The 25,205-nt window shown below is 61.5% G+C and carries 23 protein-coding genes; 12 read left to right on the top strand and 11 right to left on the bottom strand.

The features are described 5' to 3' along the window. Positions 1–3: 3 nt before the first annotated feature. The 5 genes from K8B33_RS02670 to gloB form a co-directional block, all read right to left on the bottom strand. Positions 4–1,083: a microcin C ABC transporter permease YejB gene (locus K8B33_RS02670; protein WP_223423000.1), complete on the bottom strand. Its 1,080-nt coding sequence runs from the start codon at positions 1,081–1,083 to the stop codon at positions 4–6. Further along, a complete protein-coding gene (locus K8B33_RS02665) occupies positions 1,080–2,861 on the bottom strand; it encodes an extracellular solute-binding protein (protein ID WP_223422998.1) in 1,782 nt (593 codons plus the stop codon). Before K8B33_RS02665 ends, K8B33_RS02670 begins: the two co-directional genes overlap by 4 nt. Further along, positions 2,858–4,693, bottom strand: a complete 1,836-nt coding sequence (locus K8B33_RS02660) for an extracellular solute-binding protein (RefSeq protein WP_223422996.1) — start codon at positions 4,691–4,693, stop codon at positions 2,858–2,860. Before K8B33_RS02660 ends, K8B33_RS02665 begins: the two co-directional genes overlap by 4 nt. Before the next feature lie 133 nt (positions 4,694–4,826). After that, positions 4,827–6,443 (bottom strand): LysM peptidoglycan-binding domain-containing protein, encoded by a 1,617-nt coding sequence (locus K8B33_RS02655; protein ID WP_223422993.1) that lies wholly within the window; start codon positions 6,441–6,443, stop codon positions 4,827–4,829. A gap of 310 nt (positions 6,444–6,753) precedes the next feature. Continuing rightward, complete coding sequence (gene gloB / locus K8B33_RS02650) at positions 6,754–7,539, bottom strand: hydroxyacylglutathione hydrolase (protein WP_223422991.1); 786 nt, start codon at positions 7,537–7,539, stop codon at positions 6,754–6,756. A gap of 119 nt (positions 7,540–7,658) precedes the next feature. Here gloB and K8B33_RS02645 point away from each other — a divergent pair, with 119 nt between their 5' ends. From K8B33_RS02645 to K8B33_RS02605, 9 genes are all read left to right on the top strand, one after another. Further along, positions 7,659–8,432, top strand: a complete 774-nt coding sequence (locus K8B33_RS02645) for a class I SAM-dependent methyltransferase (protein WP_223422989.1) — start codon at positions 7,659–7,661, stop codon at positions 8,430–8,432. 57 nt (positions 8,433–8,489) lie between these two features. Then, complete coding sequence (gene rnhA, locus K8B33_RS02640) at positions 8,490–8,927, top strand: ribonuclease HI (protein ID WP_223422987.1); 438 nt, start codon at positions 8,490–8,492, stop codon at positions 8,925–8,927. Continuing rightward, positions 8,915–9,640 (top strand): DNA polymerase III subunit epsilon, encoded by a 726-nt coding sequence (gene dnaQ, locus K8B33_RS02635; protein WP_223422984.1) that lies wholly within the window; start codon positions 8,915–8,917, stop codon positions 9,638–9,640. The genes rnhA and dnaQ overlap by 13 nt, the downstream gene beginning before the upstream one ends. A 168-nt stretch (positions 9,641–9,808) precedes the next feature. Beyond that, positions 9,809–11,506: an Hpt domain-containing protein gene (locus K8B33_RS02630; protein WP_223422982.1), complete on the top strand. Its 1,698-nt coding sequence runs from the start codon at positions 9,809–9,811 to the stop codon at positions 11,504–11,506. Between the two features lie 14 nt (positions 11,507–11,520). Then, positions 11,521–12,351: an NAD(+) diphosphatase gene (gene nudC / locus K8B33_RS02625; protein ID WP_223422980.1), complete on the top strand. Its 831-nt coding sequence runs from the start codon at positions 11,521–11,523 to the stop codon at positions 12,349–12,351. 22 nt (positions 12,352–12,373) lie between these two features. After that, entirely contained in the window at positions 12,374–13,012 is a 639-nt protein-coding gene (locus K8B33_RS02620) for a hypothetical protein (protein WP_223422978.1), read from the top strand. Between the two features lie 121 nt (positions 13,013–13,133). Continuing rightward, a complete protein-coding gene (gene sohB / locus K8B33_RS02615; RefSeq protein WP_223422976.1) occupies positions 13,134–14,189 on the top strand; it encodes a protease SohB in 1,056 nt (351 codons plus the stop codon). Positions 14,190–14,223: 34 nt separating this feature from the next. Next, entirely contained in the window at positions 14,224–15,219 is a 996-nt protein-coding gene (locus K8B33_RS02610; RefSeq protein ID WP_223422974.1) for a YhdH/YhfP family quinone oxidoreductase, read from the top strand. Positions 15,220–15,250: 31 nt separating this feature from the next. After that, a complete protein-coding gene (locus tag K8B33_RS02605) occupies positions 15,251–16,210 on the top strand; it encodes a CorA family divalent cation transporter (RefSeq protein WP_223422972.1) in 960 nt (319 codons plus the stop codon). A 74-nt stretch (positions 16,211–16,284) separates the two neighbouring features. Here the strand turns inward: K8B33_RS02605 and K8B33_RS02600 are convergent, their stop codons facing one another. The 4 genes from K8B33_RS02600 to K8B33_RS02585 all read right to left on the bottom strand — a co-directional run bounded on the left by K8B33_RS02600 (position 16,285) and on the right by K8B33_RS02585 (position 20,238). Next, entirely contained in the window at positions 16,285–16,779 is a 495-nt protein-coding gene (locus tag K8B33_RS02600) for a DUF934 domain-containing protein (protein WP_223422969.1), read from the bottom strand. Further along, the gene (locus K8B33_RS02595) at positions 16,763–18,421 is read right to left on the bottom strand and encodes a nitrite/sulfite reductase (RefSeq protein ID WP_223422967.1); all 1,659 of its coding nucleotides are present in this window, start codon (positions 18,419–18,421) and stop codon (positions 16,763–16,765) included. The genes K8B33_RS02600 and K8B33_RS02595 overlap by 17 nt, the downstream gene beginning before the upstream one ends. Before the next feature lie 206 nt (positions 18,422–18,627). Continuing rightward, complete coding sequence (locus K8B33_RS02590) at positions 18,628–18,888, bottom strand: DUF2970 domain-containing protein (protein WP_223422965.1); 261 nt, start codon at positions 18,886–18,888, stop codon at positions 18,628–18,630. A gap of 24 nt (positions 18,889–18,912) precedes the next feature. Next, complete coding sequence (locus tag K8B33_RS02585; RefSeq protein WP_223422962.1) at positions 18,913–20,238, bottom strand: MATE family efflux transporter; 1,326 nt, start codon at positions 20,236–20,238, stop codon at positions 18,913–18,915. 149 nt (positions 20,239–20,387) lie between these two features. Between K8B33_RS02585 and nfuA the strand changes: the two genes are divergently transcribed. Further along, positions 20,388–20,981 carry a Fe-S biogenesis protein NfuA gene (nfuA, locus tag K8B33_RS02580; protein ID WP_223422960.1) on the top strand — a complete coding sequence of 198 codons (594 nt, stop codon included), beginning with the start codon at positions 20,388–20,390 and terminating at the stop codon, positions 20,979–20,981. Positions 20,982–21,037: 56 nt separating this feature from the next. Here the strand turns inward: nfuA and K8B33_RS02575 are convergent, their stop codons facing one another. Both K8B33_RS02575 and K8B33_RS02570 read right to left on the bottom strand, forming a co-directional pair. Further along, on the bottom strand, positions 21,038–22,375 hold the full coding sequence (locus tag K8B33_RS02575; protein ID WP_223422958.1) for a M48 family metalloprotease: 1,338 nt from the start codon (positions 22,373–22,375) through the stop codon (positions 21,038–21,040). A 29-nt stretch (positions 22,376–22,404) separates the two neighbouring features. Beyond that, positions 22,405–24,066 (bottom strand): ABC1 kinase family protein, encoded by a 1,662-nt coding sequence (locus tag K8B33_RS02570; RefSeq protein WP_223422956.1) that lies wholly within the window; start codon positions 24,064–24,066, stop codon positions 22,405–22,407. A gap of 188 nt (positions 24,067–24,254) precedes the next feature. Between K8B33_RS02570 and msrA the strand changes: the two genes are divergently transcribed. Beyond that, positions 24,255–24,887, top strand: a complete 633-nt coding sequence (msrA, locus tag K8B33_RS02565) for a peptide-methionine (S)-S-oxide reductase MsrA (RefSeq protein ID WP_223422955.1) — start codon at positions 24,255–24,257, stop codon at positions 24,885–24,887. Next, positions 24,884–25,204, top strand: a complete 321-nt coding sequence (locus K8B33_RS02560) for an SET domain-containing protein (protein WP_223422953.1) — start codon at positions 24,884–24,886, stop codon at positions 25,202–25,204. The genes msrA and K8B33_RS02560 overlap by 4 nt, the downstream gene beginning before the upstream one ends. Position 25,205 lies beyond the last annotated feature (1 nt).

Below are 25,205 nucleotides of genomic sequence, written 5' to 3'. Positions count from 1 at the left end.
TCGTCATACGTTTCTCCGTTCGAAATCGATGCGCGGATCAACCAGCACATAGGTCAGATCGCTGATCAGTTTCATCAGCAGGCCGATAAGCGTGAAGATGAACAAGGTGCCGAAAACGACGGGGTAATCCCGGTTTATGACGGATTCGAAGCCAAGCAGGCCAAGCCCGTCGAGGGAGAAGATATACTCGATCAACAGCACACCGGTAAAGAACATGCTGACAAACGCCGCCGGAAAACCGGCGATGATGATCAACATGGCGTTGCGGAATACGTGGCGGTAGAGCACCTGGTTCTCTGACAGCCCCTTGGCGCGAGCCGTTTGCACATAGAGCTTGCTGACTTCATCCAGAAAAGAGTTTTTGGTCAGCATGGTCAGGGTGGCAAAGCTGCCGATGACAATGGCAATCGTCGGCAGCGTAATGTGCCAGAAGTAATCCAGGATCTTGCCGCCCAGGGTGAGGTCATCGAAATTGTCGGATGTCAGGCCGCGTAGCGGGAACAGATCCAGATAGCTGCCGCCGGCAAACAGCACCACCAGCAGAATGGCGAACAGGAAGCTGGGGATGGCATAACCGACAATGACGAAGCTGCTGCTCCAGACATCGAATGGCGTGCCGTGACGTACCGCCTTGCGTATGCCCAGCGGGATGGAAACCAGATAGGTGATCAATGTGCTCCACAGGCCGAGTGAAATTGACACCGGCAGGCGTTCACGAATCAGTTCCAGCACACTGCGGTCACGATAGTAGGATTCGCCGAAGTCGAGCGTGGCGTAATTGCGCAACATCAGCCAGAAGCGCTCATGGGCGGGCTTGTCGAAACCGTACATCTTCTCGATGCGTTCCAGCAGGTCCGGGGGCAGGCCCTGGGAGCCGCGATAACCGCCTTCGCTGCTGCCGACAAAATCTGCCCTGCTGCCGGCAAACTGACTGCCGGTGTCGCTCTCGATGCCCTGCAATTGCGCGACCATGCGTTCCACAGGGCCGCCGGGTGCTGCCTGAACAATAATGAAATTCAGCAACAGAATGCCGAACAGCGTCGGAATGATCAGTAGCAGGCGGCGGGCAATGTAACGACTCATTCGGCGCCCTTGTGCCACCAGGTTTCGAGCGGCAGACCATGCGGCGTCGGTTTGCCCGGGTGAACGATCTGCTTCCAGTGTGCAATGCGGTAGCTATCCGTGTACCAGTTCGGAATCACGTAATGCCCCCATTGCAGCGCCCGGTCCAGCGCCCGGGTGGCGGTGACCAGCGCATCGCGATCCCGGGCGCTGATGACGTGTCCTACCAGGGTGTCGATGGCGTCGTCCTGCAGTCCGAGGAGATTACGTGAGTCGGGCCGGTCTGCCGCGCTGGAATGCCAGAAATCCCGCTGCTCGTTGCCTGGCGAGTTGGACTGCGGGAAGACATTGACGACCATGTCGAAATCAAAGCGGCGCAGACGCTCGGTATATTGCGTCTGGTCTACGCGGCGCACTTCGGCACGGACACCCAGGCCGCGCAGGTTGTTGGAGAAGGGCAGTGCAATGCGCTCCCAGTGAGCACTGTCGAGCAGGATCTCGAAACGCACGGGCGTGCCGTCGGGCGTATAAAGCTGATTGTCGCGGAGCGTGTAACCGGCTTCCCGCAGCAGCGTCTGGGCCCGCAGCAGATTCTCCCGCGGCCGGCCACTGCCATCGCTGACAGGCGGGTTGTACACCGAGGTGAAAACCTCCTCAGGCAGTGCGTCGCGCAGGGGTTCCAGCAGTTTCAGCTCATCGCGCGCCGGCAAGCCGGTAGCGGCCAGTTCGGAGTTCTCGAAGAAGCTGCGGGTGCGTTGGTACTGGCCGTGGAACAGATTCTGGTTGGTCCATTCGAAATCAAAGGCGTAGGCCAGGGCCTTGCGCAAGGCCCGGTCCTGGAACAGTGGCCGGCGAAGATTGTAGGTAAAGGCCTGCATGCCAGCCGGCAGGTCGTGGTCAAAAGTGTCCATGACAATGTCGCCCCGGCTCAGGGCGGGTCCCTGATAGCCGTTGGCCCAGTTGGCGGCGACGTTTTCAACCCGCAGGTCATAGCGGCCGCCTTTGAAGGCTTCCAGTGCGACGGTGTCATCGAGAAAATACTCGAAGCTGATGCGGTCAAAATTGTACCGGCCACGATTGACAGGCAAATCCTTGCCCCAGTAATCATCGCGGCGCTCGTAGACCACGCGCTTGCCGGGGTCACGGCTGGCGATGCGGTAGGGGCCGCTGCCCAGTGGCGCCTCCAGTGTGCCGCGTTCAAAGTTGCGTTCTTCCCAATAATGCTTGGGGAGCACCAGCATCTGCCCCACGATCAACGCCAGCTCACGGTTGTCACCTGGCTTGAAGGAGAATTTGACGCGGTGCTTGTCCAGTGCCTCGACCTTTTCGACGTCAGCATAGTAAAAACTGTAGAACGGCTGGCCTTTCTCGGTGAGCAGACCAAAGGTGTACACCACATCTTCTGCGGTAACCGGCTCGCCGTCAGCGAAGCGCGCTTCTTCACGGAGGTGATAGATCACCCAGCTGCGGTCCTCCGGTGTCTCGATACGCCGGGCCAGCAGGCCATACTGGGTAAAGGGCTCATCGGCGCTGCTGACGGTCAGTGTGTCGTAGATCTGTCCCAGGCCTGCCGCCGCTTTGCCGCGGGGAATGAAGGGATTGAAACTGTCAAAGGTGCCGATGGTATGCCGCCGCAGGTTGCCGCCTTTGGGGGCGTCCGGATTGACATAGTCAAAGTGCTTGAAGTCCGCCGGGTACTTTGGCTCACCATGCATGGCAATAGCATGGCTGGCATGTGCTGTGCCGGTGCTCAGCAGTAGCAGAAGAAGCGGGGCGGTAAGCAGAGAGAACAGTCTCATTGTTGTTTTTTCCACCAGGTTTCTGTGCCAAGAATATAGGGCATGGGTTTGTCAGGTCGACCGAATTTATCCCACCAGGCGAGCCGGTGATTGTCGATATACCAGTGCGGCACGCTGTAGTGCTGCCAGAGTAGCACGCGGTCCAGCGCGCGCATGGCGGCGCGATAGTCGTCATCCGACGTTGCGCCGAGCGCCGCTTCCACCATGGCATCGACTATCGGGTCGTCAATCCCGGAATAATTGCGACTGCCGCCCAGATTGGCGCTGTCTGAGTGCAAGTAGTCGCGCAATTCCGGCCCGGGGTAGGCGCGCTGGGGCAGCACGAATATTGTCGCGTCATAGTCGAACCGATCAAGCCGCTCCTTGTAGCTCGCCGGATCCAGTGGGCGGTAGCTGGCCTGTATGCCGACCCGCTCCAGATTGCGCAGATAAGGCTCGACCACGCGCACCATGCCGGGTGTCTGATAGTTGAGAATTTCCAGCCGCAAAGGTTCCCCGGTTTTTTCATTCACCAGGCGACGCCCCTGGATCACGTAGCCGGCATCCGCCAGCAGGGCCAGTGCCCGTTGCATGCGGTCGCGAATGTTGCCGGAGCCGTCGCTGACCGGATGGGCAAAGGGTTCAGTGAAGAGTGCGGGTGGCAGATGATCCTTCCAGGGCGCCAGCAGCGCAAGTTCCTGGCCTTCAGGCACGCCGGTTGCGCTGTTGAGACTGTTCGGGAACCAGCTGTTGGAGCGCGCATAGGCGCCATTGAAGATGGTGCGATTGGTCCATTCAAAATCAAACAGGATGCTGAGTGCTTCGCGCACCCGGCGGTCATTGAACGGGGCGCGGCGCATGTTCAGAAAAAAGGCCTGGGTCCCTTTGGGAATCATGTGCGGGATCTCCGCACGCTGTACATCGCCTCGACGCACGGCAGGAAAGTTGTAGGCGGTTGCCCAGTGCTTGGCGACGTAGTCCAGGTGCACATCATAACCGCCGCTCTTGAAGGCCTCGAAGCCCACCTGGGCGTCGCGATAGAAGTCGATGACCACCTGATCGAAGTTGTAGCGGCCACGATTGACGGGAAGATCGCGCCCCCAATAGCCCTCCAGGCGCTCGAAGACTACCTGCCGACCAGGGCGGACAGCGGTGATCTGATAGGGGCTGCTGACCAACGGCGGGGACAGGGTGGAACTGAAGGAGCGCTCCGACCAGTAGTGCTCGGGTAGCACCGGCAGGTCGCCCAGCACCAGCGGCAAGTCCCGGCGGCTGTCGCCGGTGAGGTGAAAGCGCACGGTGTGATCATCAAGGGCTTCTGCGCCGGTGACGTCCGAGAGCGTCAGGGCGTAACGCGGATGACCTTCTTCGCGCAGCAATTCCAGGGAAAAAACTACATCCTGTGCGGTAATCGGATGGCCGTCGTTGAAGCGGGCTTCCTTGCGCAGGTGGAAGATCACCCAGTCCAGGCTCGCCGGGTATTCGATGCGCTCGGCGATCAGGCCGTAGGCGCTGCTGGGCTCGTCGCCAACACGGTTGTGGCTGCCACTGCCCATCAGCAGGGTGTCCGTGGTCTCGAGGAAACCGAATACGGCGGCGCCGGGTGTACCGGCGGGGCTGCGGCCGGTCATGATGTAGGGATTGAGGCTGTCAAAGGTGCCGAAGCCGAACAGGCGCAGGGTGCCGCCCTTGGGCGCGTCAGGGTTGACGTAGTCGAAGTGCGTGAAGTCTGGCGGGTAGCGCAGCTCGCCAAAGGGGCTGTAGCCATGGCTGATGGTGACCGGGTCGTCGTCATTGGCGACGGCGCTCAGTGCCATGGCGCCGAGCAGCAGGCCGGTCAGGCCTTGCGCCATCTGTTTTGCCAATAGGGTCTGTTGTGCTAACACTGTCCGCATCACCATTGTCCGCCTTTCCATGCTCGTCGGTGGTTGCTCTCTCTGGTGCTGGTCAGGTGCCAGCCAGGTGCTGGCCCAGCGCAGGCCGGGATCAGGGCGCGTCGCGAATGTCCACGTACAAGGTCAGATGCTGACCGGGTTGAAGATACCGGTTGCGGTCCAGGCTGTTCCAGCTGCTGATCTGATTGACCGACACGTTGAACCGGTTGGCAATGGCATGCAAGGAGTCACCCCGTCGCACTGAATAGTTAATGCGGCGCACCATATTATTGCGGGCGTCGCTCGCAGCAGCTGTTTGCGTGCCAGCCTGGCTTGCTGATGCTGTCGTCCAGATCGAGAGATCCTGTCCGATGCGCAGTGTGTCGCCCGGCGCCATCTGATTCCAGGCAGCCAGTTCACGCACTCCCACGCGATAGCGGCGTGAAAGCTCCCACAGGGTGTCGCCATTACGGACCGTGTGCGTGATCTGCTGCCGGCCACTGACGCTGCGGTTCTGCCTGGCGTCCAGGCGTGCATCGGCACTCAGGCTGTAACTGTCCGCGTCGCGCGCTGGCCGGGGAATCAACAGGGTGTTGCCCGCAACGATGGTGTTGCCGCGCAAGCGATTGATTTCGCGGAGTACGTCCGGCGTGGTCTGGTGGCGGTTGGCGATGCTGATCAGGCTATCACCCCGCGCGATGGTATAGCGCTCCCAGCGCATGCGCTGTTCTGGCGGCAGTGCTTCAACCCGCTCGGCAAACAGCTCGGCAGTGTCTACGGGCACCAACAGCCGGTGCGGGCCGTTGGGGGAGGTCGCCCAGCGATTGAAGGCGGGGTTGAGCATGTACAGTTCTTCCAGTGAGACCTCGGCCAGGTCCGCCGCCTGGGCAAGATCCATTTGTCCTTTGATGTCGACCTGGGCGAAATAGGCCGCATCCGGAATTGGCAGCAGGGTGATGCCGTAGGCCTCCGGGTCACGAATGATCTGGGCCAGCGCCAGCAGCTTGGGCACATAGGCCATGGTTTCCTGGGGCAGACGCAGGCTCCAGTAGTCAGTGGGGCGGCCTGCATTGCGGTTGCGGGTGATGGCCCGATTCACGTTGCCACCGCCGGCGTTATAGGAGGCCAGCGCCAGCAGCCAGTCGCCGTTGAAGCGGTCAGCCAGTTGCTGCAGGTAGGTGAGGGCGGCATCCGTGGAATCGATGATGTCGCGACGGCCATCGGCCCACCAGTCCTGCTCCATGCCGAAGTGGCGGCCGGTGGAGGGAATGAACTGCCACGGCCCGGAGGCGCGGCCATGGGAGTAGGCGAAGGGGTCGAAAGCGCTTTCCACGATGGGCAGCAGCACCATTTCCAGGGGCATATTGCGTTCTTCGGCCTGCTCTACAATGTAGTGCAGGTAGCGACCTGCACGGGTCGCCACGCGGTCCATATAATTCTGATGGCGGGCGTACCAGTTGCGCTGCGCGGTAATGCGGGCGTTATCCTGGTCAAGGTCCAGTGTGAAGCCCGCGCGGACACGGTCCCAGAGGTCAGCATCGCTGTCCGGGGATGCTTCCGGCGGGGGGTCCGGGTGGCCACTGAGATCCACCGGGTCGGGGGTCAGCACCGTGGCCGCCGGCATCGGGTCCAGGTCGTCCACAGCGGGACGCAGGCTGCAACCTGCCATCATGACGCTGAGGCCCACCAGGCCTGCCAGAACGTGGCTTTTCACTACGAGACTTTTCACTACGAGATTCTTTATCGCGAGACTTCTCATTGTACAAACTGACTCCGCAATGCCCTCTGGGGGCTGGCCTGCCGTGGGGTGTCGGGCTGGGCCAATTATGAGTTGTTGTGCTCGGGCGCACTGTGGCATATCACCGAGGCTGCAAGGGGCATGCCATGAAGGGGCATGCCGTGCAGCGGCTTCGCAAACGGCTTTCGTCCGGCGATTGGGCGAAAGCCTAGTGTAGCCATCCATGTCGATGCAAATCACTTTGACGCCCCGGCAGCGGCAGGGTCCGATCCCGGGCAGGTCTGCGCGCCGGACGCGCTGCTCAGAAGGTGTCTTTCCAGGCTCTCAGCGCAGCAAATACGGCGTTTCGGTCACCCCGGGCCTCAGGCACGCTGGCCTGCACGTCCGGGTCGTCGGCGCGCAGAAACGGGTTGCTGCGCCGCTCTTCCGCCAGCGTGCTCGGCAGCGTGACCTTGCCGGCATCGCGGAGATGGACCATCTCGGTGAGCCGTTGGTTCACTGCTTCGTCGTCGGGTGTCACCGCTGCCGCGAAACGCAGGTTGCTGACGGTATATTCATGGGCACAGCACACCAGTGTGTCAGCCGGCAGCGCCTGGAGGCGATCCAGTGATGCCAGCATCTGGGCTGGCGTGCCCTCGAACAGTCGGCCACAGCCGCCGGCGAACAAGGTGTCGCCACAAAACAGCAGTGGCGGTTCATCTACATCCCGTTGGTCCGCGAAGAAGGCGATATGCCCCAGTGTGTGGCCCGGTACGCCGATCACCTCGAAACGCATGGCCGGTGCTGGCAACGTGATGCTGTCGCCGTCATGCAGCGCATGGGTGCGCCCGGGAATCTGTTCATCCGCCGGGCCATACACCGCTATCGGGGTTTCCGGGCTGCGGGCCAGCAGTGCCTGGATGCCGCCGGTGTGATCGGGGTGATGGTGGGTGATCAGCAGGGTCGTCAGCGTCAGGTTGTGGGTGTCGAGGTAGTCGATGACCGGATCGGCGGTGCCAGGATCAACAATCAGCGCATTGCCGCGCTCATCGGAAAGGGCCCAGATGTAGTTGTCATGAAACGCAGGGATAGGATGAAGTGTCAGCATACGGGTATCCTATCGGGGCTTGGGGTCATCGCCAAGCATCTCTGTACGGCCTCGGCTTAATGCTTCACCGGGGACCTGCTAGACTGATTTTGATGGCACAAATCTGAGGGCTCACTGGCATGGGTATTCCCCGGCTGATCCGCAATCCGTTTCGCAAGCAACCTCCGGACACCGGTGAGGCGTTCGATCGCTGGCTGGAGACCCCGCCAGGTGAAGCGTTGCTGGCGGCCGAACGTGCGGTACTGGCGGATGTGCTGCCCCGGCTGCCTGGCCTGCGGGCGGTGCAGTATGCCGTAGGGCGGCCTCTGGGACTGCTGGAAAGCTCGGTCATGCCGTTGCGCTGGACGCTGGGACAGCATGCTGGCGTCGATATGCAAGCCTTGCCAGCGCAACTGCCGTTGCAGCGTCAGTCCCTGGATCTGGTGCTATTGCACCACAGCCTGGATTTCGAGAATGATCCTCACTTGTTGCTGGGCGAAGCCGCGCGCGTACTGCAACCCGGCGGAGCGCTGGTAGTCGTGGGCTTTCAGCCGCTGAGCCTGTGGGGCTTGTCGCGCCTGTTCCGGCTCGGCTCGGGCAGGGTGCCCTGGATCGGGCGCTTTATCCGTCCGCACCGGGTCAGCGACTGGCTGCATGTGCTGGCCTGTGAAGTCGAGGGCTTCGAGAGCAGCTTGTACTCCTGGCCCTGGCGCGGCAGCATGCGCTCCCGGCGCCGCTGGCTCGAACGGTTGGGTGGACGCTTCTGGTCACAACATGGCGCATTTTATGTCCTTGTGGCGCGCAAGCGGGCCGCGATGGTACGTCCGCTGCGCTCGCGTTTCAGCCTGCCGCAGGCGGCGCCCAACGTGATTCCGGTGTCGATGGCGCGGTGGCGGCGCAGCGAGCAGGACTGACGGGTGCTGATTGCCGGGGCTGAAGGGTCGAGGCGCATTACTGATTCTGGAGAGACGTTGAAGCAGGTCGAAATTTATACCGATGGCGCCTGCCGGGGTAATCCCGGCCCGGGTGGCTGGGGCGCCTGGATGGTACATGGCGCCCACGAGCGCGAAATATGCGGTGGCGAAGCGCACACCACCAACAATCGCATGGAGTTGATGGCGGCTATCATGGCCCTGGAAACATTGCGCGAGCCTTGCAAGATAGTGTTGCATACTGATTCGGAGTACCTGCGCAAGGGGATTACCGAGTGGCTGACGGCCTGGAAGGCCCGCAACTGGCTGACGGCGGCACGCAAGCCCGTCAAGAATGCGGATCTCTGGCAGCGCCTGGAGCAGGCGGTTCAGCGTCACAGCATTGATTGGCGCTGGGTCAAGGGGCACAGCGGCCATCCGGGTAATGAACGGGCCGACCAGCTGGCTAACAGGGGGATTGATCAGTGCGGCAAATAGTCCTGGATACGGAAACCACCGGCCTGGAGCCGTCGGAAGGCCATCGCATTATCGAGATCGGCTGCGTCGAGCTGATCGGGCGACGTCCGACCGGCAATAACTGCCATCTGTATATCAACCCCGAACGGGATATTGATGACGGGGCGCTTGAGGTACACGGCATCACCCGGGAGTTTCTGGCGGACAAGCCGGTCTTCAGCGAAGTAGTCCAGGATTTCCTGGCCTATATCGACGGGGCCGAACTGGTAATCCACAACGCGGCGTTTGATGTCGGCTTCCTGAATCATGAACTGGCGATGCTGGCGGCCGGTCGCGGGGCGAGTCATGGCCGTATCGAGGACCGCTGCAAGGTCCTGGATACGCTGGCGCTGGCACGGAACAAGCATCCTGGCCAGAAGAACAACCTGGATGCACTGTGCCGCCGCTACGGCATTGATAACTCCCACCGGGAGCTGCATGGCGCGTTGCTGGATGCCCAGATTCTGGCCGAAGTCTATCTGATCATGACGGGGGGGCAGACGCGCTTGTCTCTCGGGGCGTCGGATGCCGGTGCCAGCGGCGAGGCGCAGGCCGAGGCAGTGCGGCGTCTGGACGCCGGGCGTCCGGCGCTCAAGGTGGTGCAGGCCAGTGCCGCAGAGCGTGACGCGCATGAAGCCAAGTTGGCGATGCTGTCGAAAAGCTGTGAGGAAGGCGCGCTCTGGGGTCGATCCTGATGCGCCATGTGTCCCGGTTAACAAAATCTCGCTAATTCAGTTGTTTAGACGGGAAAGTTGACGCATCGTAGGAGCTCATGCCAGATTGCGATGCACATAACCACCGGTCACATAGCCACCGGTCATAACAATCGGTCATAACAAATAGCAAGGTGTGCTGGAGAGTCCATGGTCGCCATTACCAACACCACCTCTCTCACGTTTCTGAAAGATGAGCTGGATACCACACTGGGGCAGGCCGAGGCAGCACTGGAGGCTTTCTCGGAAGATCCGTCACGGGTCAAGGATCTGACGGTCTGTGGTGAGGCTTTTCATCAGGTGCGGGGTATCTGCCAGATGCTGGAGCTGTCGGCAGCGGCGCTGATGGCCGAAGAGATGGAACTGGTGGCTGAAGATATTCCACGCAGCACCCGCAAGGCCGCCCAGACCACGGCGCTGGGCGGTGCCATCGTGTTGCTCGGGCGCTATCTGGAATATGTGCAGCTCAAGAACCAGACCCTGCCGGAGCTGCTGATCGGCGGCATCAATGAGCTGCGCCAGGCGTCAGGCAAGCCATTGATCAATGAAAGTCATTTCTTCCGCGTTGATGTATCCCGTGAGCGCGTCCCACCTGCCATGCCGAACAAGAGTGCGCGTGCCGATGTGGCCCGGTTATGCCGGCGTTTACGCCATATGTATCAGGTAGGGCTGCTGGGAGTGTTGCGTGGCGACAGCAAGGTCAGCCTGAAGCTGGTTGGCCGGGCACTGGCGCGCATTGACCGACTCTGTGGCACAGCGCCGGTCAACCGCCTCTGGTGGGTCGCGCGCGGCGCGGTGGAGGCGATGATTACCGATGACATGGCCCTCAATGCAGCCCGCAAAGCGCTGTTGTCCCAGTACGATCGGCAGATCAAGCGTCTGGTGTATGAAGGTGAACGGGCCCTGGATGCTGATGTACCGCTGCTGCTGATCAAGGAAAGCGTATACGTGGTGTCTCTGTGCAGCCACAGCGACGGCTTGGTGGGCGATATCAAGCGGGCCTTCAATGTGGAGCAGACGCTGACCGATGCGGTGCTGCAGGAAGAAATGGCCCTGATGAGCGGCGCCAGCGGTTCAGTGATACGCAGTGTGGCGGTGGCCTTGAAAGAGGAGCTGCGAGACATTCAGTCCACGCTGGATCTGGCTACCCAGGGCATTGCCGATACCGACTATGACGAGCTCAGCGATACCCTGTTGCGGCTCTCCGGCTCGTTGGTGATGGTCGGGCAGAGCGCTGAGGCGGAACTGATGCGCGGCCGCGCGGCCGAGGTTCGCCGCTGGCGGCCGGAGTCCATCGACATGGAAGGCCATGAATTCCAGAGCCTGGTGGATGACCTGCTGACCGTCGAGAACGCGGTGGCGACCCTGGAGCGCCGATACGCGCCAGCAGACGATATCAATCGAGAGGTGCGCAACACGCGCATCTCCCTGTACCAGCTGGATGAAGCGAGAATGAGCGTGGTGGCTGAGTGCCGTGCCGGGGTGTCGCTGACCAAGCGTTCGTTGAGTGCTTATATCGACAACGGTGGCGATCGTATGCACCTGGCCAATGTGCCTGCTGTGCTCGGCGGTGTTGCCGGCGGGCTGACGTTCCTGGAATTGCTGCATAGCAAAGCCATTGTTGATGGCTGCCGTGAGTATATCGATGGTTCGCTGTTGGCAGAGGGCGCACCGGTGCCGGGCAGGGAACAGATGGAAACCCTCGCCGATGCCATTACCAGCATTGATTACTACCTGGAGAGCATCGAAGAGCAGAAGCCGATTGGCAATGCGGTGCTTGATGTTGCCGATGAGAGTCTGGCCGCACTGGGCGTCACGGTGCGCCGCCCCGTGGCGGAATCGGCCTGACCTGCGAGGTTTTTGTGTACCAGGATCTGGAATATTCGGCTAACGCGCCGGCCGACATTGACGGGCGGGTGCTCTGGTTCGCTTTCTGCGACGGGCAGCTGATGGTGTGCGAGGATCCCGCACTGCCGTTGCTGCCTGACAGTCCCTCACTGACGCCGTTCGGACTCGAAGACCTGCCGTCGCTGTATCTGGGCCGGCTGCGCGGCCAACATTGCTTCGCCGTGGCGCTGGATCATCCGCAGCGGGTACCGGCCGGGTATTATCTTGCGCAGTTGCGGCGCCTGCTCGGGCAGATGGACGAGTTGACCTTTGCCATGGCCGGGCGCGCCTCCCAGGTTCTCACCTGGCAGCGCAACCATCAGTTCTGTTCCCGCTGTGGGACCCGCACACACAGCCATGACCACGATCGTGCCATGACCTGTCCGGCCTGCGGCTATACCCAGTATCCCCGCATTTCGCCCTGTGTCATCGCCCTGGTCACCCGTGGCGATGAGGCACTGCTGGCGCGGGCGGCCCGTTTCCCGGCCGGTTTTTTCAGCTGTCTTGCCGGGTTTATCGAGGCGGGGGAGAGTGCCGAGCAGGCCGTGCATCGCGAGGTGCACGAAGAAACGCGTATCACGCTGGGCACGCTGCGGTACCATGCCAGCCAGTCCTGGCCTTTCCCGCATGCACTGATGCTGGGTTTTCACGCGGAGTACGCAGGCGGCGAGATTCAGGTCGACGGCGATGAAATTCTGGAAGCACACTGGTGGCATTACAGCGAGTTGCCGCCGATTCCGCCCACCGGCAGCATTGCCCGGGCATTGATAGAAGATTGGGCCCAGCAGCGTAAACGCGGCAGCTGAGCCAGGGAAGGAGACAACACGCATGAGTTTTGCCGGTGTGCCGATAGCGATGATTCTGGTCAGCCTGGTGCTGCTTGGTCTGGGGGCGTGGGTGCTGCTGCGACAGCGCTGGCTGTTGCAATGGCTCAAGGGTACGGCCGGGCTTGCGATGCTGGTTGCGGCAGTCTACCTGTCCCTGCTGGCGCTGAATTTGTACAGCTATGATGAGCTGAACCCGGATGCGCCACTGGCGACGGTCAGTTTCCGCGAGTTGGCGCCGCAGAGCTTCGTCGCCACGGTCGCGGTGCCGGGCGCCGAGAGCCATGATTACGCCTTGCGCGGTGATCTCTGGCAACTGGATACCCGAGTGCTTCGCTGGAAAGGCCTGCTGGCGCTGTTCGGCGCCCGCCCGGGCTATCAGCTGGAGCAGATCCAGGGGCGATATCTGGCACTGGAAGACGAACGTTCCCGTGAGCGCGTCCGGCATGTGATCTACAGCCCCCCGGTTTTCTTTGATATCTGGCAGGGTGCCAGCGAGGGCAGCATGCTGTTATCGGCCAGCACCCTGAGCGCCGCCTTCCTGCCGATGGCCGATGGTGCCATCTTCGAGATTGTTCTCCAGCGTGGCCGTCTTGAGGCCCGCCCTCTCAATCGCAGTGCCGAGGAGGCCATGCTGCAGTAGAGCGTGGCCAGTGTCGGCAGATTGTGGATAATGACGTCCTGTACGACGTGTTATGTTGTTACGGTCATCCCGGCAAGGGATGGCCGTCCATTCGTCTCTCCCCCTGCTGCAGGAGTGCTCAGTGATTGAGTTGTTGACCGAATATGGTTTGTTTCTGGCCAAGGTGGCTACCCTCGTCTTCGCTATTCTGTTTGTTATCGGCGGCATCGTGGATGCGGCTGCGCGGCAGCGCGGCGCCCAGAACAGTGATGCGGGCGATATCCGCGTCCGGCATTTGAATGAGGAGCTGGACGACCTGCGTGACAGCGTGCGGGACGCCGTACTGCCAGAGGCCGAGCGCAAGGCTGCACGCAAACGCGAACGCAAGGAAGAAAAGGCGCGACAGAAAGCCGCCAAAAAGGCCGGCGCCATGGCGGCGGACCACAAGCCGCGGGTGTTTGTGCTGGATTTCGACGGCGATGTCCAGGCCAGCGCTGTGGAATCCCTGCGCCGGGAAATCAGCGCAGTGCTCGAAACAGCGGACAAGAAAGATGAAATCGTGGTGCGCCTGGAAAGCCCGGGCGGGCTTGTGCATGCCTACGGGCTGGCATCCTCGCAGCTCAAGCGGGTACGTAATCAGGGCATTCGCCTGACGGTGTGCGTCGACAAGGTGGCGGCCAGCGGCGGCTACATGATGGCGTGCATTGCGGATCGCATCGTGGCGGCGCCATTCGCTATTGTTGGCTCCGTCGGCGTCGTGGCGCAGATTCCGAACTTTCACCGTCTGCTTGAAAAGAATGATATCGACGTCGAGCTGATGACCGCCGGCGAGTACAAACGCACGCTGACCATGTTCGGTGAGAATACGGACCAGGACCGGGAGAAATTCCAGGAAGAGCTGGAAGACACTCATGTGCTGTTCAAGGATTTCGTGCGTGAGCACCGTCGCAATCTGGATATCGACAAGATCGCCACCGGCGAGCACTGGTTTGGTATCCGCGCCAAGGACATTGGTCTGGTAGACGAGCTGCAGACCAGTGATGAATACCTGTTGGCGCGCTGCAAGGATGCCGAGGTCTATGAAGTCAGCTGGAATATCCGGCAGAAGCTGGCGGAGCGTCTCGGGCTGGCCTTCGAGACAGGGCTCGGGCGTGTGGTAGAGCACTGGTTCCATCGCGGCGCACGCCGCTGGTGGTGAACCGCTGTCCGACCTGCTTTTATCGGAGAACCGCATGACACAGACCTTCGCCGCGCTTCAGACCCGGTCAGACGGGGAACGCTACGTCACCAGCCTGGTGCAGCGCCAGCTTGATGATCTTCCTGAGGGTGAGGTGCTGGTGCGTGTGCAGTGGTCATCCCTGAACTACAAGGACGCACTGTCAGCCACCGGCAACAAGGGTGTCACGCGGCAATATCCGCATACGCCGGGCATCGACGCCGCCGGTGAAGTGGTCAGCGACAGCAGTGGCACCTTTGCCGAGGGCGCCGGTGTCATCGTGACCGGCTACGATCTGGGTATGAATACCGCTGGCGGCTATGGCGAATACATTCGGGTCCCGGCGGCCTGGGTGACGCGATTGCCGCAAGGGATGGATGCCCGCACGGCCATGCTGTTTGGCACCGCAGGTCTGACCGCCGGGCTGTGTGTCGAGGCGCTACTGGATAATGGCGTGACGCCGGAAGATGGTGAAGTGTTGGTCACCGGCGCGACCGGCGGTGTTGGCAGCCTCGCCGTGGCCTTGTTGGCGCACCTGGGTTTTCGGGTTGTCGCCGGTAGCGGCAAAGCCGAGGCCGCTGATTGGCTGACGGCGCTGGGCGCAATTTCCCGGGTGAGCCGGGAAGAGATGCTGGCCGGCGCCGAGCGGCCGATGCTCAAACCGCGCTGGGCCGGGGTGGTGGATACGGTCGGGGGCGAGCCGTTGGCGAACGCGATCAAGAGCACGGTCTATGGCGGCAGTGTCGCCTGCTGTGGCCTCGCTGCCAGTACGGCGCTGCCATTGACGGTGTTGCCCTTTATTTTGCGCAATGTCAGCCTGCTTGGCGTGGACAGCGTCGAGCCGCCGCTCGCTGTGAAAGCGGCTATCTGGCAGCGTCTGGCAACGGACTGGCGTCTGCCGGTGCTGGAGCAGATCCTGGCGGCAGAAGTCACTCTTGCCGACCTGCCGCCCTGGTTTGACACCATTCTTGCTGGCGGCATGCGAGGGCGCATACTGGTGAGACTGTCGTAAGGATGCCTGAACGCATCATGTCGGAGACCGTATGAAAGGACTCGTCCACGCACAGCTGCTGGATGGACAAGGTGGTGCGCAAACACTGACTGCCGACCAGGCGCTGGCCTGGCAGCCGGGGCAGGGCGTGCTCTGGCTGCATCTTGATTACACCCTGCCCGATGCGGAATCCTGGTTGACACATCACGGCGTCAGTCCGCTGATTGCCGAGGCCTTGCTCACGCAGGAAACGCGGCCCCGGGCTTCTCTCATGCGTGACGGCACTCTGGTGTATCTGCGTGGCGTCAATTTGACGCCCGGCGCCCAGCCGGAGGACATGATTGCGGTGCGTCTGTGGGTAACGCCAGAGCGTATCATCAGTACCCAACGCCGCCCCCTGCGAGCGGTGGCGGATATGCTGAGTGATCTTTCCGAGGGGGCAGGGCCAACGCATGCCCATGGCTTGCTGGTAAGCCTGATCGATCGTCTGACCTGGAATATGGAAGATGTGGTGGATCAGGTGGAAGATCAGATCGGTGGCTACGAGGAAGTTGGCTTGCTGCGCCAGAGCCGCGCCGTCCGCAACGATATCGGCCGGGTGCGGCGGCGGGTCAGCGTGTTGCGGCGCTATCTGGCGCCACAGCGTGATGCGTTGTCGCGCTTGCTGGACGCCAGTGGACCCTTGGGCGATACCGAGCGGGGATTGCTGCGCGAGGTGCTGGATCGCCTGTTGCGGTTGCTGGAGGATCTGGATACCGCTCGGGAGCACGCCACCATCGCCCAGGAAGATCTGAGCAATCGCCTGGCGGATGACCTCAACCGACGCATGTATATCCTCGCCGTAGTGTCGATCATCTTTTTGCCGCTGGGCGTCTTGACGGGCTTGCTTGGCGTTAACCTCGCCGGGATTCCCGCCAGCGAATCACCCTATGCGTTTGCCGGGTTCGTGGGGATATTGCTGACGGTAGTGGCCGGAATCAGTCTGGTGCTGAAACGCAACCGATGGCTGTGACGGTTGGTTCTGACGGCAGCGCCGCCGCGCTCTGTTGCCGCTGTTTTTCAACAGTGCAACAGAGCGCAGTCTGATTAACGGCGATAGATCGGGCGGGGGTCGTTGGCATCACCCTGGTAGGTGACAGAGAAATCCTTCAGGCCGTTCAGGGCATCATGGATGTCACGGTCAGCCCGCACAGCGAAGGCATTGAAGCCAACGCGATGCATGTAGAACAGCTGATCCCGCAGGACATCACCCACCGCACGAAGCTCCCCCTTGTAACCGAAACGGGTACGCAACTCGCGTGCGTAGGAATAGCCACGGCCATCCTTGAAGGCGGGGAAGTCCACCGCAACCAGCGGCAACTGATCGAGATCAGCGGCAATCGCTGCCGGTTCTTCACCCGGTGCCAGGCAGACGCCCACGGCGCCATCGCGTTTCAGCAGGGCGTCTTTCTGCGCCTGCCACACGGACAAGGGCACAATGATGTCGCCGCCTTCCGGGATGCCATCCTGATCAATCTGTTCGTTGCTCAGACGCACCCAGGTGTCGTCGACAACCACGCCATCCTTAATGATCTGTGGCATAGGCCCGCTCCTTGAAAGGCTCGATTCCCAGGCGCTCATACGTGTCGATGAACTGCTCACCGGGCTGGCGTTGTTCTACATAAAGATCAATCAGGCGCGCGATGATCGGCACGACCTGTTCGGTGTCGAAAGACGGGCCCAGCTTTTCACCGATGCGGGACACCTTGTCACCCCGGCCTCCGAGCGTGATCTGGTAATACTCGCGGCCTTTCTTGTCCACACCGAGAATGCCGATGTGACCGATGTGGTGGTGACCACAGGCGTTCATGCAGCCGGAGATGTTTACATCAATCGGGCCGAGGTCGTGCAGATAGTCCATGTCTTCGAAGTGACGCTGGATGTCTTCGGCAATCGGCAGGGATTTGGCGTTGGCCAGCGAGCAGAAATCACCACCGGGGCAAGCCACCAGATCCGTCAGCAACTTCAGGTTGGGCGTAGCAAAGCCCAGCGCGTCCAGACGCTGCCAGAGGGTAAACAACTGATCCTGGCGCACATCGCCCAGCACCATATTCTGCTGGTGGGTGGTGCGCGCTTCGCCGAAGCTGAACTGATCTGCCAGATCGGCCACGGCTTCCAGTTCTTCATCGGTGATATCACCCGGTGCACGCCCGGTTTTCTTCAGCGTCAGTGTCACAGCGGCGTAACCCGCCTGGCGGTGACGCGAGACATTGGTGTGGTACCAGCGATTGAAGGCCTTGTCTGATGCCAGCGCCTCCTGCAGCGCGGCAGGCTGGTCGTCAATGGCGTCGTAGGCCGGTGCGGAGAAGTGGCTGCGCATGGCATCGACTTCTTCGGCAGTCAGCGTCATCGGGCCGTCTTTGAGTTCGGCAAATTCGGCTTCGGTCAGGGCGCGGAATTTTTCGGCGCCCAATGCCTTGACCAGAATCTTGATGCGCGCCTTGTACTTGTTGTCCCGGTTGCCGTACTTGTTGTAGACCCGAAGAATTGCTTCCAGGTACGCCAGCAGGTGCGGCCAGGGCACGAATTCGCCAATCACTTCACCGGTCATCGGGGTGCGGCCGAGCCCACCACCCGCGAGCACGCGGAAGCCGGTTTCGCCGTCGCGTTGCAGCACCTGGACGCCGATGTCATGCACGCCGATCAGCGCCGGATCTTCGTCGGGCACGGCGTTGACCGCGATCTTGAATTTGCGCGGCAGGTAGGCGAACTCGGGGTTGAAGGTCGCCCACTGGCGGATGATTTCACACCAAGGCCGGGGGTCTTCGATTTCCTTGCCGTTGATGCCGGCGAATTCATCCGTGGTCACGTTGCGGATGCAGTTGCCACTGGTCTGGATGGCATGCATCTCCACGTTTGCCAGCGCGGCAAGAATGTCGGGCACATCTTCCAGTGCCGGCCAGTTGTACTGGATATTCTGCCGGGTGCTGACATGGCAATAGCCTTTGTCCCACTGCCGGGCGACCTTGGCCAGCGCGCGCAGCTGGGTGCTGCTGAGCATGCCGTAAGGCACGGAAACGCGCAGCATGGGTGCGTATCGCTGGATGTAGAGCCCGTTCTGCAAGCGCAGTGGCAGGAACTCGTCGTTGCTCAACTGACCGTCAAGGTAGCGCCGGGTCTGGTCCCGGAACTGGGCCACCCGTTCGTTCAGGAGCTGCTGGTCGTGGGGTCGATATACATACATGGCGTTGGATTATCACCCTGTGTCGTTGGTGCCGGAGTGCACACGTCTGGCAGACCGCGTCTGGCCAACAGACATGATAGCCTGCGGCCAAAGGGGCTGCACTTTAACAAAGCCGGCTTATGCAGAAAAGTAATATGTGCCTATAAGCATATAAGCAAGTATACAAGCACACAGACGAGGCGCTGTGACGGGCCGGGGGCGGGCGCTCAGCCGCCGGCGGAAGACAGAACGAGGTTTACGGTCACGATCATGCCGACCACCATGGCGACCACCAGAATCACGTATACCAGGATGTAGTCACCGGGGCTGCCTTTCTTGAAGTCGCGCTCCCGGTTGCGGCCACTTTGCACCCCGAACAGGGCCGCCAGGACGCTCATGACAACCTGCAACAGATTGGGTTTGCCGGATTCACGGTCTTCCGGAGCGCTATCGTGATCGTTGGTGGTGCTGTGCTTGAGGTCAGACATGGTGCCTCGGCTATGTTGAGAGCGTCAGAGCTTGATGTGTATCCAGTGACGCCGTATCCACAGGCGCCCCAGCAAGACCGAGGTCAGCAGGCGTTGCAGGGCTTGCAAGATCCAGACTGCCAGGAGCCCGCCACCGGCCACAGGGCCGATGATATAGGCAAGTGGCAGGAAGAGAAACCACTGTACGCATAGCGTCACCAACATGACCGAGCGCGCCGCGCCCGCACCCAGCAACGCCTGGGTAAAGACAATGGCGACGCCATCCAGACAGATGGCGAGGCCGGTGATCATCAGCGGAATGCGCCCCAGTGCGATGAGCTCTGGTTCCTTGAGGAAGATGCCCAGAATCAGATCCGGGACCAGCCACATCGGCAGCGCCATGACGAACAACAGCACCACTGCCAGACGCGTCACGTCCCAGCCCCAGCGGTAGGCATCGTCCGGGTCCTTGCGGCCCAGCGCCTGACCAACCAGGGAGGTGGCGGACAGTCCCAGACCAATCGCGGGCAGGATCAGGAACAGCACCAGGGTGATCAGCACATGGGCCACCGCGACTTCCCGGGTGCCGATCAGACCGATAATCCAGAACAGCACCAGCAGGCCGGTGGAGAACAGCAGCTGTTGCAGGGATTGTGGCAGGGAGACCCGCAGAATGGCGGTCAGCGTCTGCCGCGCCGGGCGGGCTGTCATGAAGCCATGAATGCGCCCCTCGCGCCACGTCTGCACGAAATACAGCAGGCTGCCGAAGTAGAGCGCCAGCGTCGTACCAATGCCGGCCCCGGTGCTGCCCAGTTCGGGCAGCCCGAAAGCACCGAAGATCAGCCCGTAACTGATGACCACATTGAGAATGTGGACGGCGACCAGCGTGCGCAGATAGACCCAGGAGCGGTTGATGCCGTTCCAGTAACCGCGGTAGCTGAAATTCATGGCCACGGCAAAAATACCGAACAGGCGCGCCAACAGGTAGGGTTCGGCCAGTTCACGCACGGCGTCGTCGGAGGTCAGCGCCGCGATCAGGTCGGCGGCCAGTTGCAGAAATACCAGCAGGATGGGCACAGAGAGGACAATGCCCAGCAACAGGCCGGCGTTGAGTGGCGCGGCATAGACGCTGGGGTCGCCTTCACCCTTGCGGCGGGCGACGGTGGCCTGCACCCCCGCGCCCAGGCCAAGCACGAGGGCTATGGCGACAAAATTCGCGTAACCGCCGAGCCCGACTGCGGCCAGCGCTTCGCCACCGAGGCTGCCGACCATGGCCGCGTCCACCAGATTGAGCAGGCTCTGGCTGGCCATGGCACCCATGATCGGCAAGGCGAGGGCAAGGATACGGCGGCTGCGAACGGCATCAAGCATGGAGGCTCCACTGGCGAGGCGGCAAGGATACCAGAGGCACCGGCGGCTTGCTTCTGAGCTATACTTGACTAAAATACTCGGGAATTGCGTGATGCCCGTTCCGGCGGCACACAGAAGCCGAGTTGACGCGCTCAGATGTGGAGAGCCCAGTGACAGATAACCTGATTACCGTGACAGCCAATGCCCAGGAATACCTGCGTGATCTGCTGGAAAAGCAGAGCACACCGGGCATGGGGGTCCGTATCTTCGTGGAACGCCCCGGTACACCCCATGCGGAATGCTGCATGGCCTATTGCCCGGAAGGCGAGCAGGAAGACAAGGACGTTCGTTACGACTACGAAGGGTTTCACGCCTGGATTGACGGCAACAGCGTGCGTTATCTCGAAGATGCAGTGATCGACTACAAGAAGGACAGCATGGGCGGGCAGCTGACCTTCCGCGCGCCGAAGTCCCGAGTACCGGAGCTCAGCGAGGATGCGTCACTGGAAGAGCGCATCAATTACATTCTTTATTCCGAAATCAATCCCGGGCTGGCTGCCCACGGCGGGAATGTCGCCCTGTTGCAACTGACGGACGACAATGTGGCGGTGCTGGAATTCGGTGGTGGTTGCCAGGGCTGCTCTGCGGTCGACATGACCTTGCGCGACGGTGTCGAGCGCACCCTGAAAGAGCGTATCCCGGAACTGACGGCCGTGCGCGACAAGACTGACCACACGGTAACGGACAACGCCTACTATAAATAATCTGAAGGCCCCCGCAGCAGGGTGATCTGCTGCAGGGGTGTCAGCCAGTTGCAGCGTTACTGCAGACGCTGGCGCGCGTACTCCGCGGATTGCCCGGTGGCGCCGGACTGAAGATAGCGCTGATAGGCCGCTTGCGCTTGCGGTGTCTGCCCCATCCCTTCATGACTCAAACCGATAAAGAACTGGGTATTCGGATTGCCCGGCAGCAGGCTGTCGTAGCGTTGAAAGCGGGTCAGTGCCGTCTGCGCCTGACCCTGCTCCAGTGCGACGATGCCGGCCAGATGCTGTGCCTGGGCTTCCTGCGGATAAGCCGCAATGGCGCGGTCCAGGAAGGGTTTGGCCTGATCATGCTTGTCCTGCACCATCAGCACCTTGGCCATCAGCACGAGGCCGGTGTAGTCCTCCGGCGCGCTGCGCAATGACTGGTTCAGCAGACGCTCTGCCTCGGCATAGTTTTTCTGCCCTGCGGCAGCTTCCGCCTGCTGCTGTTGCTGGATCGCCGGGCGCAGCTGGCGCAGGCGCGCGGTGTTGTCCATGTAGCGCTCGCGATGCATGGGCGCATTGCGAAAGCGGGCGTACTCGTTGTCTGCCGCACGTTTGGTGGTCTGATAGCGCTCTTCGCTCATGGGGTGGGAGGAAAACATCTGCTCCAGCATGGAGGGTTGCCGGCTGTTCTGGGCCCGCAGCATGTCCATGAGATCCACCATGCCTTGCGGGTTGTGCCCGGCTCGGGTCATGTACTCGAGACCGAGATTGTCCGCTTGTCGTTCATCTACACGACTGTAGCGCGCCAGCAGTGCGCCGGTGGCGATGCCGCCGAGGCCCATGGCCAGCGCCGCACGGCTGTCATCCATCTGCGTGGCGAGCGCCACACCCAGACCCGCCACTACCAGCCCGGTAACCGTGGATTTGGACATGCGCTGGGCGGTATGACGGGCGCTGACATGAGCCACTTCATGGCCAATCAGCGCCGCCAGCTCTGCCTCGCTTTCCATTTCCAGCAGGATGCCCCGGGTGATGCCGATAGTGCCGCCGGGAAACGCATAGGCGTTGATGTAATTGGCGTTCAGGGCATTGTAGCTATAGGGCATCTCGGGACGATGGGAGTTGTCGCCGACCACCTTGCCCACGCTGCTGACGTATTGCCGCAGGCCCTGGTCACGTACCGTGCCGTAGTCCGCTGACAGCTGGTGCGGTGAGTGCTCCCGGTCCAGCGCCAGCTCTTCGGCCGGGCTCATGACCATGAATTGCCGCTGACCGGTCACCGGGTTGACGGCACAGCCGGTAACCACACCGCCGCCGGCCATCGCCATTAACCACAGCATCTGACGGCGCGTGAAGTTGCCGCGGGTGACCTGCTGTTCCAGACCCAGGGGAGAGGCGTTTTTTTTCATAGTGCTGGTCTCATCAGTTTCTGATCAATTCAGTCCCACATGCGCAAATGGCGGCGGGCCACCAACAGCAGCCAACCTGCCCACACGCCGCTGCTCATGAGGATCAGCAGGCCCGGCAGGGAGATGTCCCATACTACCGGCATGACACGATGGCCGAGTAGCAGGCTGCCACATAATACGCCACTGGCGGTGAGCATGGTTTGGACCTGCCGATACTGGGAGCGTTCCAGGCGTGCGACCAGGCGTTCCAGCTGTCGCGGGTCGATGCCGGTGCCTTCCGGTTTCGGCGTGCCAACGGCAGGCGGTGGTGCGTACAGTTTGTCCACGGCTTCCAGCGCGCGCAGGCCCAGGCTTCTGGCCAGGCGGTTGGGGCTGTAGCGGGCACGGATCATACGCCGGATCAGGGGTTCCGCTTCGCTCATCACATCGAAACCCGGATGAATGAGGCGCCCGAAGCCTTCCAGTGTGATGATGGCCTTGATCAGCAGGGCGATGTCGGACGGCAGCACCAGATTATGGTTGCGCAGCAGGCTGGTGATGTCTCCCAGCAATGCCGTGACATCGAGTTCTGCCAGCGGCACCCCGTAGTACAGCGTGACAATATCCTCGACATCCGCGACAAGGGCCTCGAACTTGACGGGCTGTCCGTCAGACCAGGACGCCAGCACAGCCGCACAACCCTCGGCCTCCTGCGTTACCACGGCCTTCATGATCTGCACCATCTGCTCGCGGCGACCATGGGACAGTTTGCCGACCATGCCGTAATCGAGCATCCCGATGCGGTTGCCGGGCATGATCAGAAAGTTGCCCGGGTGCGGATCGGCGTGAAAGAAACCGTCTTCCAGCGCCATCTTCCAGGCGATGGTGGCGCCACGCCGGGCGATCAGTGGCCGATCAATCCCTGCAGCGTCGAGTTTGTCCAGATGCCGGGCGGGGATGCCCTCGATCAATTCCTGCACGCTCAGCGTGGCGGAGGTGTACTGCCAATAGACACGCGGCACGGTGACCCAGGTGATGCGCCGCAAATTCTTGCGGATGCGATCGGCGCTGCGTGCCTCGGTGGTGAAATCCAGTTCCCGGCCCAGGGAGCGCTCGAATTCCCGGATGAGCTCCAGCGGCCGATAGCGGCGTAGTTCGGCAGAATTGTCGACGGCAAGACGCGCCAGATGCCGCAACAGACGCAGGTCAGAATCGATCTTGGCGCGAATGCCGGGCTTCTGGATCTTGAGCACCACCGCCTCACCGCGCAGGGTGGTGGCCTTGTGTACCTGGCCGATGGAGGCAACGCCCAACGGCACCGGATCAATTTCCCGGAAAACCTTGTTCACGGGTTTGCCCAGTGCTTTTTCGATCAGGGGTAACAGGGTGTCGTAGGGAATCGGTGGCGCGTTGTCCTGCAGCTTGCCGAATTCATCAATCCAGTCCTGGGGAAACATATCGACCCGGGTGGCCAGAATCTGCCCGAGCTTCACGAACGTCGGCCCCATCTCTTCCAGTGCGCGCCGCAGTCGCTCGGCGGGCGGCATGGTCAACAGGTCGCGATCAATGCCTTGCCGGACCAGCTTGCCGGCCTGTTCAAGCGGTGCGGCCAGACCGAGACGGCGAATGACATCGCCAAAGCCGTAGCGGAACAGAATGCCGGCCAGGGTATTGGCACGGCGCAGATCCTTTCCTGCGTCAAGAAGGCTCACGCATCCACTCCTGCTGCATGATTATTATTGCTCCATAGTAGCATCCCGGACGAGGAGGCAAAGCGTTCACATGTGACGGCCTGTAAAGGGGTTAGCCTGCGGCGTGCCATGACCCTCTTCGCCAATCATGCGATAGTAGGTCACACATAGTGGCACATAGACAGCGATGTACCAGCAGGAGACAGAGCATGTTCGGATTCAGGCGTGACAAGCAGACGTTACCGTCAGCAGACACAGCGCTGCCCGGGCGCGAGACACCGATGCCGGTCACCGAGAACCATCGCATCACTGGCTTGCCGTTGCAGCCGCCCTGGCCAGCAGGCTGCGAGCAGGCAATGTTTGGTATGGGGTGTTTCTGGGGTGCCGAGCGGCGCTTCTGGCAGTTGCCCGGCGTGCGCATCACGGCCGTGGGTTATGCCGGTGGCTTCACACCGCACCCGGTGTATGACGAAGTGTGCAGTGGCGCCACGGGGCACAATGAAGTGGTGCTGGTCGTCTTCAACCCCGATGAGATCAGCTATCAACAGTTGCTCAAGTGCTTCTGGGAAAGCCACGATCCGACCCAGGGCATGCGCCAGGGCAATGATGTGGGTACGCAGTATCGTTCCGGCATCTACTGCTTTGACGCGGCCCAGCAGGCGCAGGCCGACGCGAGTCGTGAACAGTTTCAGGCAGCGCTGAGCCAGGCAGGGCGTGGTGAGATCACCACGGAGATTATCCCTGCGCCTCCGTTTTATTATGCTGAAACATTTCATCAGCAGTATCTGGACCGCAACCCCGGTGGGTATTGTGGTCTTGGCGGAACAGGTGTGTGTTTATGAGCAAGGCGTTTGTGCGTGACGACCTGGTTGAAGTGGGTCGCTCACCGGTGCATGGCAAGGGGTTGTTTGCCAGAAGGGATATTGCCGAGGGCACGTTGCTGGGTCTGTGCAGTGCGCGACCGGCACGCGAGGATGGTCCGCATGTGTTGTGGCTTGACGATGGCAAACAGCCCATGCGGGTCACCTGCGAATTGCGCTACATCAACCATGATCTCAAGCCGAATGTGGCGTACTACGAAGACCTCACAGTGGAAGCCCTGTGTAATATCCGCGCGGGGGAAGAGTTGTTGCATCACTACGGTGACGACTGGCAGTAAG

It is taken from the genome of Alcanivorax limicola, from assembly GCF_019931215.1.
Classification (GTDB): domain Bacteria; phylum Pseudomonadota; class Gammaproteobacteria; order Pseudomonadales; family Alcanivoracaceae; genus Isoalcanivorax; species Isoalcanivorax limicola.
The sequence above is the reverse complement of the archived record's forward strand: the minus strand, read 5'-3'. Positions and strand labels throughout refer to the sequence as shown.